At 72.9% G+C, this 18164-nt stretch carries 10 protein-coding genes; 9 read left to right on the top strand and 1 reads right to left on the bottom strand.

Features of this window, described 5'->3' with window-relative positions; translation table 11 throughout:
- Positions 1–2 precede the first annotated feature (2 nt).
- Positions 3–755 carry a class I SAM-dependent methyltransferase gene (locus ACFZBX_RS26680; RefSeq protein ID WP_391536314.1) on the top strand — a complete coding sequence of 251 codons (753 nt, stop codon included), beginning with the start codon at positions 3–5 and terminating at the stop codon, positions 753–755.
- 62 nt (positions 756–817) lie between these two features.
- On the opposite strand, the gene glgP is transcribed toward ACFZBX_RS26680, so the two are convergent.
- Entirely contained in the window at positions 818–3481 is a 2664-nt protein-coding gene (glgP, locus tag ACFZBX_RS26675) for an alpha-glucan family phosphorylase (RefSeq protein WP_391536313.1), read from the bottom strand.
- A 1043-nt stretch (positions 3482–4524) separates the two neighbouring features.
- Between glgP and ACFZBX_RS26670 the strand changes: the two genes are divergently transcribed.
- From ACFZBX_RS26670 to pyk, 8 genes are all read left to right on the top strand, one after another.
- The gene (locus ACFZBX_RS26670) at positions 4525–6480 is read left to right on the top strand and encodes an alpha-1,4-glucan--maltose-1-phosphate maltosyltransferase (RefSeq protein ID WP_391536357.1); all 1956 of its coding nucleotides are present in this window, start codon (positions 4525–4527) and stop codon (positions 6478–6480) included.
- Positions 6477–8201 carry a maltose alpha-D-glucosyltransferase gene (gene treS / locus ACFZBX_RS26665; RefSeq protein WP_391536312.1) on the top strand — a complete coding sequence of 575 codons (1725 nt, stop codon included), beginning with the start codon at positions 6477–6479 and terminating at the stop codon, positions 8199–8201. The genes ACFZBX_RS26670 and treS overlap by 4 nt, the downstream gene beginning before the upstream one ends.
- Positions 8202–8443: 242 nt before the next feature.
- On the top strand, positions 8444–9934 hold the full coding sequence (locus tag ACFZBX_RS26660; RefSeq protein WP_380755641.1) for a phosphotransferase: 1491 nt from the start codon (positions 8444–8446) through the stop codon (positions 9932–9934).
- 43 nt (positions 9935–9977) lie between these two features.
- Positions 9978–12392, top strand: a complete 2415-nt coding sequence (gene glgB, locus ACFZBX_RS26655; protein WP_391536311.1) for a 1,4-alpha-glucan branching protein GlgB — start codon at positions 9978–9980, stop codon at positions 12390–12392.
- 49 nt (positions 12393–12441) lie between these two features.
- Positions 12442–13116 carry a hypothetical protein gene (locus ACFZBX_RS26650; RefSeq protein WP_391536310.1) on the top strand — a complete coding sequence of 225 codons (675 nt, stop codon included), beginning with the start codon at positions 12442–12444 and terminating at the stop codon, positions 13114–13116.
- 134 nt (positions 13117–13250) lie between these two features.
- Entirely contained in the window at positions 13251–15398 is a 2148-nt protein-coding gene (gene pta / locus ACFZBX_RS26645; protein ID WP_391536309.1) for a phosphate acetyltransferase, read from the top strand.
- On the top strand, positions 15395–16627 hold the full coding sequence (locus ACFZBX_RS26640) for an acetate kinase (RefSeq protein ID WP_391536308.1): 1233 nt from the start codon (positions 15395–15397) through the stop codon (positions 16625–16627). The genes pta and ACFZBX_RS26640 overlap by 4 nt, the downstream gene beginning before the upstream one ends.
- A gap of 93 nt (positions 16628–16720) precedes the next feature.
- Positions 16721–18148 (top strand): pyruvate kinase, encoded by a 1428-nt coding sequence (pyk, locus tag ACFZBX_RS26635; protein ID WP_391536307.1) that lies wholly within the window; start codon positions 16721–16723, stop codon positions 18146–18148.
- Positions 18149–18164: the final 16 nt, after the last annotated feature.

Raw genomic sequence — 18164 nt, 5'->3', positions numbered from 1 at the left:
CCATGGTCGACCGTCACCACTGGGAGCAGTGGCAGCGCAGTTGGGACCGGCAGCAGGAGTGGTACCTGCCCGACCGCGAGGAGCGGTTCCGGGTGATGCTCGACGTGGTGGAGGCGGTGGCCGGGCCCGCCCCGCGCGTCCTCGACCTCGCCTGCGGCACCGGCAGCATCACCGAGCGCCTGTTCGCCAGGCTGCCCGGCGCCACCGGCGTCGGCGTGGACCAGGACCCGGCGCTGATGACCATCGCCCGCGGCGTCCTCGGCGACGACGAGCGGTTCACCCTGGTCACCGCCGACCTCAAGGACCCCCGGTGGGCCGAGGCCCTCCCGCCCGGCCCGTTCGACGCGGTGGTGACCGCCACCGCGCTGCACTGGCTGCCCGGCAGCGCCCTGGTCCGGCTCTTCGGCGACCTGGCCGGCCTGGTCCGCCCCGGCGGGGTCTTCCTCAACGCCGACCACATGCCCGACCCGGCGGTCCCGCTGCTCAACGCCGCCGAACGGACGCTGCGGCACGGACGCCAGGAGCGGGAGAAGGCCGAGGGCGTCCTCGACTGGGAGGGCTGGTGGATCGCCGCCGCGGCCGACCCGCTGCTCGCCGAGCAGGTGGCCGTCCGCAACCGGATGTACGGCTCGCACGCCGACGGCGAGTCGCACCCGGCCGGCTGGCACGTCGAGCGGCTGCGCGAGGCCGGCTTCGCCGAGGCCGGGGTGGCCTGGCGCTCGGTCACCGACGCCATGGTCGTCGCCGTGCGGTAGCGGTAGCGGGAGGGGCGGGAGGGAGCGGGGCACCGGCCGGACCAGCGCCCCGCTCCTTCCGCTCAGCGCAGGACTCCGGCGTCCATCCCCGCCATCTCCGGCGGCAGCGCCACCAAGCCCAGCTCGGCGGGCGAGGCCAGCCGGGGATGGGCGGGCAGCACCCGTACGGTGTAGCCGAACGGCCCGGTGCGGCAGAGCTCCAGGGAGCCCTCGTACCTGGTCCGCCCGTCGAGGTCGGGCCCGCCGACCGGCTTGAGGGCGAGCAGGCAGGCGTCGGAGATCCGGTCGGACTCGTCGACCCGGCCGGAGACCACCTGCACCTCGACGTCGGCCGGCTCCAGGGGGCCGAGCGCCACCTGCACCCGCAGGGCCAGCGCGCTGCCCAGTTCCTGCGCCTCGTCCGGGCAGTCCGCCTCGACGTGCTCCACCCGGACGACCGGCCAGGCCTCGCGCACCCCGGCCTTCCACTCGGCCAGCTCGTGGGCGGCCCGGAACGCGCCGGTCCCCGCCAGCTCGCGCTGGGCCAGCGCGGCCGGGGCGTAGAGCCGTTCGACGTACTCGCGGACCATCCGCCCGGCCAGCACCTTGGGCCCGAGGGTGACCAGGGTGTGCCGGACCATCGCGATCCACCGGTGCGGCAGGCCGTCCGAGCCCCGGTCGTAGAAGCGGGCGGCCACCTGCTCCTCGATCAGGTCGTACAGCGCGGCGGCCTCGATGTCGTCACGCCGCTCGGCCTCCCGGCTGTCCGGGTCGAGCACGCCCTCGCCCGTGTCGGCGGTGGGGATCGCCCAGCCGTTCTGGCCGTCGTACCACTCGTCCCACCAGCCGTCCAGCACCGACAGGTTGAGGCAGCCGTTGAGCGCGGCCTTCATCCCGGAGGTGCCGCAGGCCTCCAGCGGGCGCAGCGGGTTGTTCAGCCAGACGTCGCAGCCCGGGTAAAGGTGCTGGGCCATCGCCATGTCGTAGTCCGGCAGGAAGACGATCCGGTGCCGCACGGCCGGGTCGTCGGCGAAGGCGACCATCTGCTGGATCAGCCGCTTGCCGCCGTCGTCGGCCGGGTGGGCCTTGCCGGCGACCACGATCTGCACCGGCCGGGTGGGGTGCAGCAGCAGGGCGCGCAGCCGCTGCTGGTCGCGGAGCATCAGGGTGAGCCGCTTGTAGGACGGCACCCGGCGGGCGAAGCCGATGGTCAGCACGTCCGGGTCGAGCACCGAGGAGACCCAGCCGAGCTCGGCCTCGCCGGCCCCGCGCTGGCGCCAGGAGGCGCGCAGCCGGTGGCGGACCTCGTCGACCAGCTGGGCCCGCAGGGTGCGGCGCAGGTCCCAGACCTCGGCGTTGCCGATCCGCTCCAGCCCCGTCCAGCGCTGGGTCTCGCCGGTGGTCATGGCCTCCTCGGCGCGGTCGGTGCCGATCTCGGTGGCGCCGAGCCGCACCACGGCCGGATCGATCCAGGTGGCGGCGTGCACGCCGTTGGTGACCGAGGTGATCGGGACGTCGGCGGCGTCGAAGCCCGGCCAGAGGCCGTTGAACATCGAGCGGCTGACCTCGCCGTGCAGGGTGGAGACGCCGTTGGCGCGCTGGGCGAGCCGCAGGCCCATGGCGGCCATGTTGAACAGTTTGGGGTCGCCGCCGCGCCAGGTCTCGGCGCCGAGCACGAGCACCTGGTCGGCCGGGACGCCGGGCAGCGCGGCGTCGCCGGCGAAGTGCCGGGCGACCAGGTCGCGGTCGAACCGGTCGATGCCGGCCGGGACGGGCGTGTGGGTGGTGAACAGGGTGCCGGCCCGGACCGCCTCCAGGGCGGCGGCGAAGTCGAGGCCGGTGTCGGCGACCAGCTCGCGGATCCGCTCGACGCCGAGGAAGCCGGCGTGGCCCTCGTTGGTGTGGAAGACCTCGGGGGCGGGGTGGCCGGTGAGCCGCTGGTAGGCGCGCACCGCCCGGACGCCGCCGATGCCGAGCAGCATCTCCTGGAGCAGCCGGTGCTCGCTGCCTCCCCCGTAGAGGCGGTCGGTGACGTCGCGCTCGGCGGGTGAGTTGGCCTCGATTCCGGAGTCGAGCAGCAGCAGCGGGACGCGGCCGACCTGGGCCTTCCAGATGTGCGCGGCGAGGGTGCGGCCGCCGGGCAGGGCGAGGTCGACCCGGGCGGGGGTGCCGTCGGCCTCGCGGAGCAGGGTGACGGCCAGCTCGTCCGGGTCCAGCAGGGGGTAGCGCTCCTGTTGCCAGCCGTCCCGGTCGAGGGACTGCCGGAAGTAGCCGTGCCGGTAGAAGAGGCCGACGCCGACGACCGGGACGCCGAGGTCGCTGGCGGCCTTGAGGTGGTCGCCGGCCAGGATGCCGAGGCCGCCCGAGTACTGGGGAAGCGCGGCGGCGATGCCGTACTCGGGCGAGAAGTAGGCGATGGCGGCGGGCAGCGGGGCGGCGGCCTGCTGCCCGGCGCTCTGGTACCAGCGCGGGCCGGCCAGGTACTCCCGCAGGTCGTCGGCGAGGTCGCCGAGCCGGCGCAGGAACCGGCGGTCGGCGGCGAGCGCGGCGAGCCGGGCGGCGGGGACCTCCCCGAGCAGCCGCACCGGGTCCTCGCCCGTCGCGGCCCAGACGTCCGGGTCCACGGACCGGAAGAGGTCCCGGGTCTCGGGGTGCCAGGACCAGCGCAGGTTGAGGGCCAGCTCGTGCAACGGCTGGAGTTGTTCGGGCAGGACGGTGCGGACGGTGAATCTGCGGATTGCCTTCACGGCGTGAAGCGTAGCCGCGACGGATGGCATGATGGTGCGTCAGTTGGGCTATTCGGCATCCGTTCGGCCTATTGATGAGATCGCATTCGGCGCATTGGTCTGCACGGGGGGCGCGCGAGGCGCACTTTCCACAGGGCCGCGCCACCAATGCGTGAACGCCGTGGAACAGATCCATTTCCCCCGGCGGGCCCGCACCGGATCGCCGATGGAACTCCTGGCGTACCGCTGCGGAATCGGGGTCACCGGTGCGAGGATGAAGCACGGTCGTCGATGCTGCGGGGTGTGCGAAGACGGGTGGCGTTCCCCCGCGAAGCAGCACGTCCGAATCCTTTTCGCGTTGACCGTTCCTCATCCTGATTGGTCCATTCGGCGAGCATCGCGGACCGCCGCGTGTCCTCGCCCCGGCCCGGCTCGTTCACGGGTGGGCCGGGTCATCCGGAGGCGCGCCCCCGAAGGCGTGCGCCGGAACGCGCGCGGGCTCTCGGGCTCTCCGCCGCGGGCCGAGCGGGAGCGGGGCAGGTTGCCCGGAACGGCGGCGCGGGCAGGCTTCCGTCGCACGTCCTCCCCACCCAGTAGTCCTCCCGGTACTCCCCTGGCCGCTCCGGCCCGCGGGAGCCACCGCCGATCTCGGGCAGGAGTTTGGCATGCACGGCGACACGCGGGACCAGTCCACACCGGTGGCCGACACCCTCGACGCAGCGGTCGCGGAATCCGCCGGACGGATGGAATCTGACACTCGGACAGACGCGGCGATGCCGGGGCCCCGGGGCGCCGGGGCTATCCGTACGGAGCGACCGGACGAACCGGCCCGGCAACCCGGGGCCGACGAGAGCCGGGCCACTCCCCCCACAAGGGCGGAGGCACCGCGCAAGCGCACCACCACCCGCCGCAGCGCGAGCACCGCCGACCCCTCCGCCGGACCGGCCGAGGACACCGCCCCGGCCCGGGCCGCCACCGCGCGCCCCGCCCGCGCGAAGCCCGCCGCCGCCCGGAAGACCTCCGCCGGCAAGACCGCCGCCCGCACGACGACAGAGAGCGACACCGTGATCGGCCGCATCCCCGTCCTGGACGTCAGCCCGCTCGTAGACGCCGGCCGCCGCCCGGCCAAGGCCGTGGTGGGCGAGGCCTTCCCGGTCAGCGCGACCGTGTTCCGCGAGGGCCACGACGCCGTGAACGCCAATGTCGTGCTGCGCGACCCGCGCGGCCGCAGCGGCCCGTGGACGCCGATGCGGGAGCTGGCCGAGGGCAGCGACCGCTGGGGCGCGCACGTCACCCCGACCGCCCCCGGCCGCTGGTCGTACCTGGTGGAGGCGTGGTCCGACCCGGTGGCCACCTGGCGCAGGACCGCCGCGGTCAAGCTGCCGGCCGGGATCGACACGGCGCTCGTCCTGGAGGAGGGCGCCCAGCTGCTGGAGCGCGCCGCCGCCGGGGTGCCGAAGAAGGACGGCCGGGCCGTGGTGCTGGCCGCCGCCGAGGCACTGCGCGACCCGGGCCTGCCGCCGCTGTCCCGGCTGGCCGCCGCGCTCGCCCCCGAGGTGCAGGAACTGCTGGTCCGCTTCCCGCTGCGCGAACTGGTGAGCGCCTCCCGGCCGCTCCCGCTCCAGGTGGACCGGGAGCGGGCGCTGTTCGGCTCCTGGTACGAGTTCTTCCCCCGTTCGGAGGGCGCGGTGGTCGACCCGGCCGGGGTGGAGCCGCCCCGCTCGGGGACCCTGCGGACCGCCGCCGAGCGGCTGCCGGCGATCGCCGCGATGGGCTTCGACGTGGTCTACCTGCCGCCGGTCCACCCGATCGGACGAGCCTTCCGCAAGGGTCCGGACAACACCCTGACGGCCGGTCCGCACGACGTCGGCTCGCCGTGGGCGATCGGCTCTCCGGAGGGGGGCCACGACGCCGTCCACCCGGACCTCGGCACCATCGAGGACTTCGACCACTTCGTCGCCGAGGCCACCGCGCTGCACCTGGAGGTGGCGCTGGACTTCGCGCTCCAGTGCTCGCCGGACCACCCGTGGGTGAACAAGCACCCGGAATGGTTCAGCCACCGCGCGGACGGCACCATCGCCTACGCCGAGAATCCGCCGAAAAAATATCAGGATATTTATCCGATCAACTTCGACCAGGACATGGACGGAATCGTCAAGGAGACGATCCGGGTCCTGCGGTTCTGGATGGCGCACGGCGTACGGATCTTCCGGGTCGACAACCCGCACACCAAACCGGTGGTCTTCTGGGAGCGGGTGCTCGCCGACATCGCCCGCACCGACCCGGACGTCCTGTTCCTCGCCGAGGCCTTCACCCGCCCCGCGATGATGCACGCCCTGGGGAAGATCGGATTCCACCAGTCGTACACGTACTTCACTTGGCGCAACAGCAAGGCGGAACTCACCGAGTACCTCACCGAGCTGTCCGGCGACACGGCCGCCCACATGCGGCCCAACCTCTTCGCCAACACCCCGGACATCCTGCACGCCTACCTCCAGCACGGCGGCCCGGCCGCCTTCGCGATCCGCGCCGTGCTGGCCGCCACCCTCTCCCCCAGCTACGGCGTGTACGCCGGCTACGAGCTCTACGAGAACGAGCCGGCCCACCCCGGATCCGAGGAGTACCTGCACTCGGAGAAGTACGAACTGCGCCCCCGGGACTGGAGCCGCACCGACACCCTCGCCCCGCTGCTCACCGTCCTGAACCGGCTGCGCCGCCGTCACCCGGCCCTCCAGCAGTTGCGTTCGCTGCGCTTCCACCCCACCGACAACGACCAGGTGCTCGCCTACTCCAAGACCGCGCCGACCCCCGACGGCCTCACCGACCACCTCATCACCGTGGTCAACCTGGATCCCCACCACGCCCAGGAGGCCACCGTCACCCTCGACGGGGACGGGCCGTACGCGGTCCACGACGAGCTCACCGGTGCCGCCTACACGTGGGGCCGGCACAACTACGTCCGGCTCGACCCCTCAGCCGAGCCGGCCCACCTCCTCACGGTTCGGAGGAACCCAGCGTGACAGTGAACGAGCCCGTCCCCGACACCTTCCCCGAGACCTCCGAGAAGAACCTGGACCCCGAGTGGTTCAAGCGTGCGGTCTTCTACGAGGTGCTGGTGCGGTCCTTCCAGGACAGCAACGGCGACGGTGTCGGGGACCTCAAGGGGCTCACCTCCAAGCTCGACTACCTGCAGTGGCTCGGCGTCGACTGCCTCTGGCTGCCGCCGTTCTTCGCCTCGCCGCTGCGCGACGGCGGGTACGACGTCTCCGACTACAAGGCGGTACTGCCGGAGTTCGGCGACCTCGCCGACTTCATGGAGTTCGTGGACGCGGCGCACCTGCGCGGCATGCGTGTGATCATCGACTTCGTCATGAACCACACCAGCGACCAGCACCCGTGGTTCCAGGCCTCCCGGGAGGACCCGGACGGCCCGTACGGCGACTTCTACATGTGGGCCGACGACGACAAGCAGTACCCCGACGCCCGGATCATCTTCGTCGACACCGAGACCTCCAACTGGACGTACGACCCGGTGCGCAAGCAGTACTTCTGGCACCGGTTCTTCTCCCACCAGCCGGACCTCAACTACGACAACCCGCGGGTCCAGGACGAGATGATCGCCGGCCTGCGGTTCTGGCTGGACCTCGGCATCGACGGGTTCCGGCTGGACGCGGTGCCGTACCTGTTCGCCCGGGAGGGCACCAACTGCGAGAACCTGCCGGAGACCCACGAGTTCCTCCAGCGGGTCCGCAAGGAGATCGACGCCAACTACCCGGACACCGTGCTGCTCGCCGAGGCCAACCAGTGGCCGGAGGACGTCGTCGACTACTTCGGCGACTTCGCCTCCGGCGGCGACGAGTGCCACATGGCGTTCCACTTCCCGGTGATGCCGCGGATCTTCATGGCGGTCCGCCGGGAGTCCCGCTACCCCGTCTCGGAGATCCTCGCCAAGACGCCCAACATCCCGCACGGCTGCCAGTGGGGCATCTTCCTGCGCAACCACGACGAGCTGACCCTGGAGATGGTCACCGACGAGGAGCGCGACTACATGTACGCCGAGTACGCCAAGGACCCGCGGATGCGCGCCAACGTGGGCATCCGCCGGCGGCTCGCCCCGCTGCTGGAGAACGACCGCAACCAGATCGAGCTCTTCACCGCCCTGCTGCTCTCCCTGCCCGGCTCGCCGGTGCTCTACTACGGGGACGAGATCGGCATGGGGGACAACATCTGGCTGGGCGACCGGGACGGCGTCCGGACCCCGATGCAGTGGACCCCGGACCGCAACGCGGGTTTCTCCTCCGCCGACCCGGGCAGGCTCAGTCTGCCGCCCATCATGGATCCGGTGTACGGCTATCAGGTGACCAACGTCGAGGCGCAGCAAAGCAGTTCGAGTTCGCTGCTGCACTGGACGCGTCGCATGATCGAGATCCGCAAGCTCAACCCGGCGTTCGGCCTCGGCAGCTACACCGAACTGCCCTCCAGCAACCCCGCGGTGCTGGCCTTCGTGCGCGAGCACGAGGGGGACCTGGTCATGTGCGTGAACAACTTCTCCCGCTTCGCGCAGCCGACCGAACTGGACCTGAGGCAGTACGGCGGGCGGTACCCGGTCGAGCTGATCGGCGGGGTGCGCTTCCCCTCGATCGGTGAGTGGCCGTACCTGCTCACCCTCGCCGGCCACGGCTTCTACTGGTTCCAGCTCCGCCGGCCCCCCAGGCTGAGCGGAACCAGGCGATCGAAGTAACGATCCGGCACCCGCCGCAGGCCCCATCGAAGCCTCCGGGGGCGCGAGTTCGCATCCCGCGCCCCCGGTCGTCTCTGCACCACCGCGTACGGAGAACAGCCCAACGGCCACCCACACGAAGGCGTGACACCCGGGCCCACCGCTCGCGTGCCGCAGCCGCCGCGCCGCCGCAATCCGGAAGACTGACGGACCCGGCCAGACCCGTCGGGCGATCCGCCCAGCTCTTCCGGGGAAAGGGAGTCATGTCCGAAACCTCCCGTTCGCAAGCCCCCCTGCACCGTGACGCCCCAGCCGGCCCCACCGCGGCGGCCGCCCCGCGGGGCACCGGGGTCCGGAGGACCGCCCTGGGGGTCAGCGAACTCGTCCAGGCGGCGCTGCCGCTGATCGCCGAGTGGCTCCCCACCCAGCGCTGGTACGCCGGGAAGGGACGGCCGATCACCGGCCTCACCCCCGTGGTCGGCACCCCCCTCCAGGTCGGCGACCCCGCCCTGCTGCACCTGCTGCTCCGGGTCGAGCACGCCGCCACCGCCGGCGCGCCGCACGGCGACCTGTACCAACTGCTGCTCGGCATCCGCTCGCAGGGCCCCCACGGCATCGAGCCGTCCGCCGTCCTCGGCCGGCTCACCCAGGGCCCGTACGACGGGGCGGCGCTCTACGACGCGGTGCACGACCCGGAGCTCACCGGGCGGCTGCTGGAGCACCTGGCCACCGGCGACCGGTTCGGCTCGCTGTCCTTCCGCCGCACCCCGGGCTCCGGGCTCCCCACCAACCTGCCGGGCCGCGCCTCCACCGCCGAGCAGTCCAACAGCTCGGTCATCTACGGCACCTCGTACATCCTGAAGCTGTTCCGCCGCGTCCACCCCGGCACCAACCCCGACCTCGAACTCTCGCTCGCGCTCTCCCGGGCCGGCTCGACCCGCATCCCCCGGGTCGCCGCCTGGTTCGAGAGCCGCCTGGAGCGCGCCGAGCCGGCCACCCTCGGGCTGCTCCAGCGCTACCTCCCCGAGGCCGAGGACGGCTGGGAGCTCGCCCTCGACCAGGTGGGCCGGCTGAAGGGCGACCCGTCGCCGGGCAACTTCGCGATCGAGGCGCACCGGCTGGGCCGGGCCACCGCCGAGGTGCACCGGGTGCTCGCCCGCTCGATGCCGGTCGCCCGGCTGGACCGCACCCAGACCCGGCAGCTGGCGACCGCGATGGCCGACCGGCTGGACAGCGCGGTGGCCGCCGTCCCCGGGCTGATGCGCTACCGGGGTGCGCTGCGCTCGGCCTTCCAGCAGATGGCCGACGCCCACCCGGACGGCCTGCCGGTCCAGCGGATCCACGGCGACCTGCACCTCGGCCAGGCGATGCGCACCCCGCACGGCTGGGTGCTGCTGGACTTCGAGGGCGAGCCGGCCAAGTCGGTCGCCGAGCGGCGCGAGCCGCAGACCGCGCTGCGGGACGTCGCGGCGATGCTCCGCTCCTTCGACTACGCCGCCGCCCACCTGCTGGCCGGTGGGCCGCCCGACCCGGAGCTGGCGCACCTGGCCGCCGCCTGGGCGCAGCGCAACCGGACGGCGTTCTGCGCCGGCTACACCGCGGGCGGCGGCACCGACCCGGCCGCCTCGCCGGAGCTGATGCGCGCGCTGGAGATCGACAAGGCGGTGTACGAGGTGGTGTACGAGGCCCGGCACCGGCCGAGCTGGCTGCCGATCCCGCTGGCCGCGATCAACCGGCTGGCGCTCACCGTCTGACGTCCCCCGTTCCTCCCGCCCCGCTCCAAGAGAGGTCCCCGCCGTGACGCCGCTCGACCCGCCAGGCCGCACCACCCGCTCCGTGCCGGCCACCTTCCTGGCCGGCCCGGACTCCCCGAAGCGTGAGCCCGCGACCGTCCGGCGGGCCGAGCCGGCGCCCGCCCCCGGACCCGCCGCCGAACCCGCCGTCGGCCCCACCGCTCCCGAAGGAGCCGCCGAAGCCGCCGGGCCGGTGCCCGCCGCACCGGTCGCGCCGCCCGGGGCGCTGCGGCTGCCCGAGGCGCCGCTGCCGCCCGGCGAGGTGGACCGGCTGGTCCGGGGCCAGCACCACGACCCGCACGCCCTGCTCGGCGCCCACCCCGTGCACGGCGGCACCGCGATCCGGGTGCTCCGCCCGTTCGCCGAGCGGGTCGTGGTGGAGACGGAGCAGGGCCCCGTGGAGCTCACCCATCAGCAGGGCGGCCTGTTCACCGGCCTGCTGGCGGCCCCGGAGGCGCCCGACTACCGGCTGCTGGTCGGCTACCCCGGCGGCGAGCCGATCCGCCAGCACGACGGCTACCGCGCCCGGCCCACCCTCGGCGAACTCGACCTGCACCTGATCTCCGAGGGCCGGCACGAGCAGCTCTGGCAGGCGCTCGGCTCGCACCTGCGCACCGTGGACGGCGTGGCCGGCACCGCGTTCGCCGTCTGGGCGCCGAACGCCGTCGGCGTGCGGCTGATCGGCGACTTCAACCACTGGGACGGCACCGGCCACCCGATGCGCTCGCTCGGCTCCTCCGGCGTCTGGGAACTGTTCGTCCCGGACCTCGGCGAGGGCGCCCAGTACAAGTACGAGATCCACACCCGGCAGGGCTGGGTGCTGGACAAGGCCGACCCGCTCGCCCGCGCCGCGCAGATCCCGCCCGGCACCGCCTCGGTCGTCACCGCCTCGTCGCACCGCTGGCAGGACGGCGAGTGGATGGCCCGCCGGGCGCGCACCGCGCACCACCGCGCCCCGATGTCGGTGTACGAGCTGCACCTGCCCTCCTGGCGCCCCGACCTCACCACCTACCGCGCCATCGCCTCCGAACTCCCCGGGTACCTCAAGGAGTTGAACTTCACCCATGTGGAGTTCATGCCGGTCATGGAGCACCCGTTCGGCGGCTCCTGGGGCTACCAGGTGTCCGGCTACTACGCACCCACCGCCCGGCTCGGCAGCCCGGACGACTTCCGTTTCCTGGTCGACACCCTGCACCAGCACGGCATCGGCGTGATCGTCGACTGGGTGCCCGCGCACTTCCCCAAGGACGACTTCGCGCTCGCCCGCTTCGACGGCCAGCCGCTGTACGAGCCGGCCGACCCGCAGCGCGCCGAGCACCCGGACTGGGGCACCCTGGAGTTCGACTACGGCCGGACCGAGGTGCGCAACTTCCTGGTCGCCAACGCGGTCTACTGGTGCGAGGAGTTCCACGTCGACGGCCTGCGGGTGGACGCCGTCGCCTCCATGCTCTACCTCGACTACTCGCGCGACAGCGGCGACTGGAGCCCGAACCGGTACGGCGGGCGGGAGAACCTCGACGCGGCCGCCTTCCTCCAGGAGATGAACGCCACCGTCTACCGGCGCTGCCCCGGCGTGCTCACCGTCGCCGAGGAGTCCACCGCCTGGGACGGCGTCACCCGGCCCACCGACCAGGGCGGGCTCGGCTTCGGCCTGAAGTGGAACATGGGCTGGATGCACGACTCGCTGGTCTACATGAGCAAGGACCCGGTGCACCGCAAGTACCACCACAACGAGATCACCTTCTCGATGGTGTACGCCTACTCGGAGAACTACATCCTGCCGATCTCGCACGACGAGGTGGTGCACGGCAAGCAGGCGCTGGTCGCCAAGATGCCCGGCGACTGGTGGCAGCAGCGCGCCAACCACCGCGCCTACCTCGGCTTCATGTGGGCCCATCCCGGCAAGCAACTGCTGTTCATGGGGCAGGAGTTCGCCCAGGGCGCGGAGTGGCACCACGAGCAGGGCCCGCAGTGGTGGGTACTCGACCGGAAGTGGCCGGCGCACGAGGAGCACCGGGGCGTGCGCCGGCTGGTGGGCGACCTCAACCGGCGCTACCTGGAGAGCCCGGCGCTCTGGGAGCAGGACACCGCCCCCGCGGGCTTCCGCTGGCTGGACGGCGGCGCCGCCGAGGACAACCTGCTCTCCTTCGTCCGGTACGCCGCCGACGGCACCCCGCTGGTCGCCGTCTGCAACTTCTCCCCCGTCGTCCGGCACGGCCACCGGATCGGCCTGCCCGAGCTGCCCGGCCGCGACCAGCTCTGGGAAGAGGCCCTCAACACCGACGCCACGGAGTACGGTGGCAGCGGTACGGCCAACTCCCGTCCGGTGAAGGCGGATGCGGTCACCTGGAACGGCCTGCCGCGCAGCGCCGAACTGGTCCTGCCCCCGCTGGCGACCCTCTGGCTCCGCCCGGCGTGACGTTCTAGGCTCCCCGCCTGAGACGTCGGCAGCGGGCGGGGGGCCTTCTGTGGGTTTGGTGCTGGGCTGGTGCTACGTCCTGCTGCCACTGGCCTGTTGGGCCGCACTGGCCCGCACCCGGGCGACCGGGCTGACGGTCGCCGCCGTACTGGTCGCCCTCGCGGTGATCCCGGTCGGGCTGGAACGCGAGTGGTTCCACAGCCGGGCCACCGCCGAGTCCCAGTCCGGCTACCCGCTCGCCGCCGGGCTGGTGGTGCTGCTCGGCACCCTGACCGAGCGGCGCCGCCGCGGCCCCCGGCCGGCCCGGGGGTCCGTCCAGCCGGCCGCCGGGGCGACCATCGTGATCGCCGCCCACTCGCTGGTCGGCCTGGTCATCGGCCTGCTCTACCAGCTCGCCGTCCACGAGCCCTTCTCCCCGGAACGCCACGAGGTGTCGCTGCCGCGCGGCCTGGTCGTCGAGCACGACAGCGGACCCGACCACAGCTGCGGCCTGCACGCCTGCCGCCGCGACCTCGTGATCGTGAGCACCGAGGGCCTGTCCGGCGCCGAGGCGGCCCGCCGGCTGCGCGCCCGGCTGGCCGCCGACGGCTGGACCCCGGGGCCCGGGGACACCCTGGTCCACCGGCACGGCTGGCTGCTGGACAAGCGGATCACCCAGCTCTCCCTCGCCGAGCGGCCGGCCGCGGTGGCCGTCCGGCTCACCGGCCCCGACCGCTTCCCCTGATGACCTCCGGCCGTCCCGGATGACCTTCGGCCCCTTGCCCCCCGCCGGGCCGTTCTGCTCGCGAACGGGCGTTCACGGTGCGAAGGTATGGTCGATATGACCACTTCCTGAGACGACGGGACGGAGAGAGCCGCGTGGCGCGCAGCGTGTACGTGACCGGGATCGGCCGAGGGGACGGCCGGCAGGCGGTGGAGCTCGGGGTCATGGAGCTGCTCACCCGCCGGGTGGACCGGGTCGGGGTGTTCCGCCCCCTGGTGCACGCCCAGACCCCCGGGGAGGCGGGCGCGGACCACGTGGTCGAGCTGCTGCGCGCCCGCTACCGGCTGGACCTGCCGGCCGCCGAGCTCTACGGCCTCAGCTACGAGGAGGCCGCCGCGCTCCAGGCCGCGCACGGGCAGGACGAGCTGGTCTCGGTGCTGGTGGACCGCTTCCACGCGCTGGAGCGGCGCTGCCAGGCGGTCCTGGTGCTCGGCACCGACTTCGCCGACACCAACATCCCCGACGAGCTGGCCTTCAACGCCCGGCTGGCCAACGAGTTCGGCGCCGCCGTGCTGCCGGTGGTCGGCGGGCACGGCGAGGACGCCGACGCGGTGATCGCCGAGGTCCGCAACGCCCACCGCGCCTACACCGACCTCGGCTGCGAGACCCTGGCGATGATCGCCAACCGGGTCGCCCCGGCCGCCAAGCAGCCGGTCCAGCGCAAGCTCTCCGAGAAGCTGCCGATCCCCGCCTACGTCATCCCCGAGGAGCCGGCGCTGGCCGCGCCGACCGTCGCCCAACTGGTCGACGCCACCGGCGCCGAGGTGCTGATCGGCGACGCGGCCGGCCTGGCCCGGGACGTGCGCGGCTTCGTCTTCGGCGGCGCGATGCTGCCGACCTTCCTGGACGCGCTGACCGAGGGCGCCCTGGTGGTCACCCCCGGGGACCGCGCCGACCTGGTGATCGGCTCGCTGGCCGCGCACGCCGCCGGCGCCCCGCCGATCGCCGGCGTCCTGCTCACCCTCGGCCAGCACCCCGGCCCGAACGTGATGGCGCTGGCCGCCCGGCTCGCCCCCGGCACCCCGGTCGCGGTGGTCCCGGAGGGCAGCTGGCTCACCGCCGCCGCGCTGACCCACCTGGAGGGCAGGCTCTCCGCGGCCAGCCCCCGGAAGGCCGAGATCGCCCTCGGACTGTTCGAACTGCACGTGGACACCGATGAGTTGACCAAACTGATCGAGGTCGGCCGGTCCGAGCGGGTGACCCCGATGATGTTCGAGCACGAGCTGCTGGAGCGGGCCAGGGCGGCCCGCCGGCACGTGGTGCTGCCGGAGGGCACCGAGGAGCGGGTGCTGCGCGCCGCCGAGATCCTGCTGCGCCGCAACATCTGCGACCTCACCCTGCTCGGCGAGCCCGACGCCGTCCGCCGCAGGGCCGCCGCGCTCGGCATCGACCTGCCCGCCGAGGCCCCGGCCGCCGACCGCGCCCAGGTCCGGATCGTCGACCCGGCCACCAGCCCGCTGCGCCGCCAGTTCGCCGAGCTGTACGCCAGGCTGCGGGCGCACAAGGGCATGACCGTCGAACTCGCCCTGGACGTGGTCACCGACGTCTCCTACTTCGGCACCCTGATGGTCCAGGAGGGCATCGCCGACGGCATGGTCTCCGGCGCGGCGCACTCCACCGCCGCCACCATCCGCCCCGCCTTCGAGGTGATCAAGACCTCGCCGGGCGCGGCCATCGTCTCCAGCGTCTTCTTCATGTGCCTGGCGGACAAGGTGCTGGTCTACGGCGACTGCGCGGTCAACCCGGACCCGGACGCCCAGCAGCTCGCCGACATCGCCATCCAGTCGGCCGCCACCGCCGCCCAGTTCGGCGTCGAGCCGCGGGTCGCGATGCTCTCCTACTCGACCGGCACCTCCGGCTCCGGCGCGGACGTCGACAAGGTCCGCAAGGCGACCGAGCTGGTGCGCGAGCTGCGCCCGGACATCCTGGTCGAGGGGCCGATCCAGTACGACGCCGCGGTGGACGCGCACGTCGCGGCGACCAAGCTGCCCGGCTCGCCGGTGGCCGGCCGGGCGACCGTGCTGATCTTCCCGGACCTCAACACCGGCAACAACACCTACAAGGCGGTCCAGCGCTCGGCCGGGGCGGTCGCCGTCGGGCCGGTGCTCCAGGGGCTGCGCAAGCCGGTCAACGACCTGTCGCGCGGCGCGCTGGTGCAGGACATCGTCAACACGGTGGCGATCACCGCCATCCAGTCGCAGGAGCGCGGGTTGCAGCCGCGCGGTGAAGGGGGCACGGCATGAGTGCGGGCACACGGGTCCTGGTACTGAACGCCGGCTCCTCGTCGGTCAAGTACCAGCTGATCGACATGCTGGACGGCGACCGGCTCGCCTCCGGGCTGGTCGAGCGGATCGGCGAGGCCGGCGGGCGGCTGCTGCACGCCCCGCGCGGCGGCGCGGAGCGGGAGACCGTCCAGGCCTTCCCCGACCACGGCGCGGCGCTCAAGGCGGTCGCCGAGGAGCTGGCCGCCGACGGGCTGGGCCTGGACTCGCCCGAGCTGGCCGCGATCGGCCACCGGGTGGTGCACGGCGGGCTGCGGTTCACCGAACCGACCGTGATCACCGACGACGTGCTCAAGGAGATCCGTCGGCTGATCCCGGTGGCGCCGCTGCACAATCCGGCCAACATCACCGGCATCGAGGTGGCCCGGGGGCTGCGGCCCGACCTGCCGCAGGTGGCCGTCTTCGACACCGCCTTCCACTCCTCGATGCCCGAGCACGCCGCCCGGTACGCGATCGACAAGGACGTCGCCGACGAGCACCGGGTGCGCCGCTACGGCTTCCACGGCACCTCGCACCAGTACGTCTCACGGGCCACCGCGCGGCTGCTCGGCAAGGACCCGGCCGAGGTCAACGTGATCGTGCTGCACCTGGGCAACGGCGCCTCCGCCTCGGCGGTGGCCGGCGGGCGCTGCGTCGACACCTCGATGGGCCTGACCCCGCTGGAGGGCCTGGTGATGGGCACTCGTTCGGGTGACATCGACGCGGGCGTGGTCTTCCACCTGCACCGGGTGGGCGGGCTGTCGATCGACGGCATCGACGACCTGCTCAACCGCCGCAGCGGCCTGCTGGGCCTGTGCGGGGACAACGACATGCGCGAGATCATGCGCCGCGCCGACGACGGCGACGCGGACGCGAAGCTGGCCTTCGACGCGTACGTCCACCGGGTGCGCAAGTACATCGGCGGGTACTACGCGGTGCTCGGCCGGGTGGACGCGATCGCCTTCACCGCCGGCGTGGGGGAGAACGCGGCGCCGGTGCGGGCCGCCGCCACGGCCGGCCTGGAGGAGCTCGGCATCGCCGTCGACCCCGAACTCAACTCGGTACGCTCGCGCGAGCCGCGGATCATCTCCCCCGCCCTGCTCCCGTCAGGGGGCAGCGCTCGGGTGGCGGTCGCCGTCGTCCCCACCGACGAGGAGCTGGAGATCGCCCGGCAGGCCTTCGCCCTGGTGCACCGGTCGTCCGAAAACTGACCCCCCGTCGTCTCGTTCCGCGGACTCCTGGTCGGCGATTCCTCTCCATTCGCGCCGAATGCACCAATAACACGAACGGATAGACTGATCGATATGCGCCGAGCGAAAATTGTCTGCACCCTGGGTCCCGCGACGGACTCCTACGAACAGCTCAAGGCCATCGTCGAAGCGGGCATGAACGTCGCCCGCCTGAACATGAGCCACGGTTCCCACGGGGAGCACGAGGAGCGGTACCGCAAGGTCCGCCAGGTTTCGGAGGACACCGGCAAGACCATCGGCGTTCTGGCCGACCTCCAGGGCCCCAAGATCCGTCTGGCGACCTTCGCCAACGGTCCGGTGACCGTCGACAACGGCGACGAGTTCACCATCACCACCGAGGACGTCCCCGGTGACCAGCACATCTGCGGAACCACCTACAAGGGCCTCCCGGGCGACGTCAAGCCCGGCGACCCGGTCCTGATCAACGACGGCGTCATCGCCCTTGAGGTCGTCAGCGTCGACGGCCCGCGGGTCAGGACCGTGGTCGTCGAGGGCGGCGTGCTCTCGAACAACAAGGGCATCAACCTCCCCGGCGCGGCCGTCAACGTGCCCGCCCTGTCCGAGAAGGACAAGGAGGACCTGCGCTTCGCCCTTCGCCTGGGCGTCGACATGGTCGCCCTCTCCTTCGTCCGCAACGCCGCGGACATCAAGGACGTCCACGCGGTCATGGACGAGGTCGGCATCCGGGTGCCGGTCATCGCCAAGATCGAGAAGCCGCAGGCCGTCGAGGCGATGGAGGAGATCGTCCTCGCCTTCGACGCGATCATGGTGGCCCGTGGCGACCTGGCCGTCGAGTACCCGCTGGAGCGGGTGCCGCTGGTCCAGAAGCAGCTGATCACCCTGGCCCGCCGGAACGCCAAGCCGGTCATCGTCGCCACCCAGATGATGGAGTCGATGATCCACGCCTCGCGCCCGACCCGCGCCGAGGTCTCCGACGTCGCCAACGCCATCCTGGACGGCACCGACGCGGTCATGCTGTCCGCCGAGTCCAGCGTCGGCAAGTACCCGGTCGAGACCGTCCGCACCATGAGCCGGATCTGCGAGAAGGCCGAGGAGGAGCTGCTCTCCCAGGGCCTCCAGCCGCTCAACCCGGGCCGCAAGCCGCGCACCCAGGGCGGCTCCATCGCCCGCGCCGCGTGCGAGCTGGGCGACTTCCTGAACGGCAAGGCGCTGGTCGCGTTCACCAAGTCCGGTGACACCGCGCGCCGGCTCTCCCGCTACCGCTCGCCGATCCCGGTGATCGCCTTCACCCCGGACCACGCCACCCGCAACCAGCTCTCGCTGAGCTGGGGCGTCGAGGCGCACGTGACCGAGCAGGTGGACACCACCGACGAGATGGTCGCGCAGGTCGACCGCGAACTGCTGCGCATCAGCGAGCTGGGCGCGGGCGACACCGTGATCGTCACCGCCGGCTCGCCCCCCGGCGTCCCCGGCAACACCAACATGGTCCAGGTGCACCACCTGGGCACCCGCACCGCGTAAGCGGCGCGGCACACGC

Source organism: Kitasatospora sp. NPDC008115, assembly GCF_042957205.1.
In the GTDB taxonomy this organism is placed as follows: Bacteria; Actinomycetota; Actinomycetes; order Streptomycetales; family Streptomycetaceae; genus Kitasatospora.
Note: the sequence above shows the minus strand (reverse complement) of the source record. Positions and strands in the feature narration are given on the sequence as shown.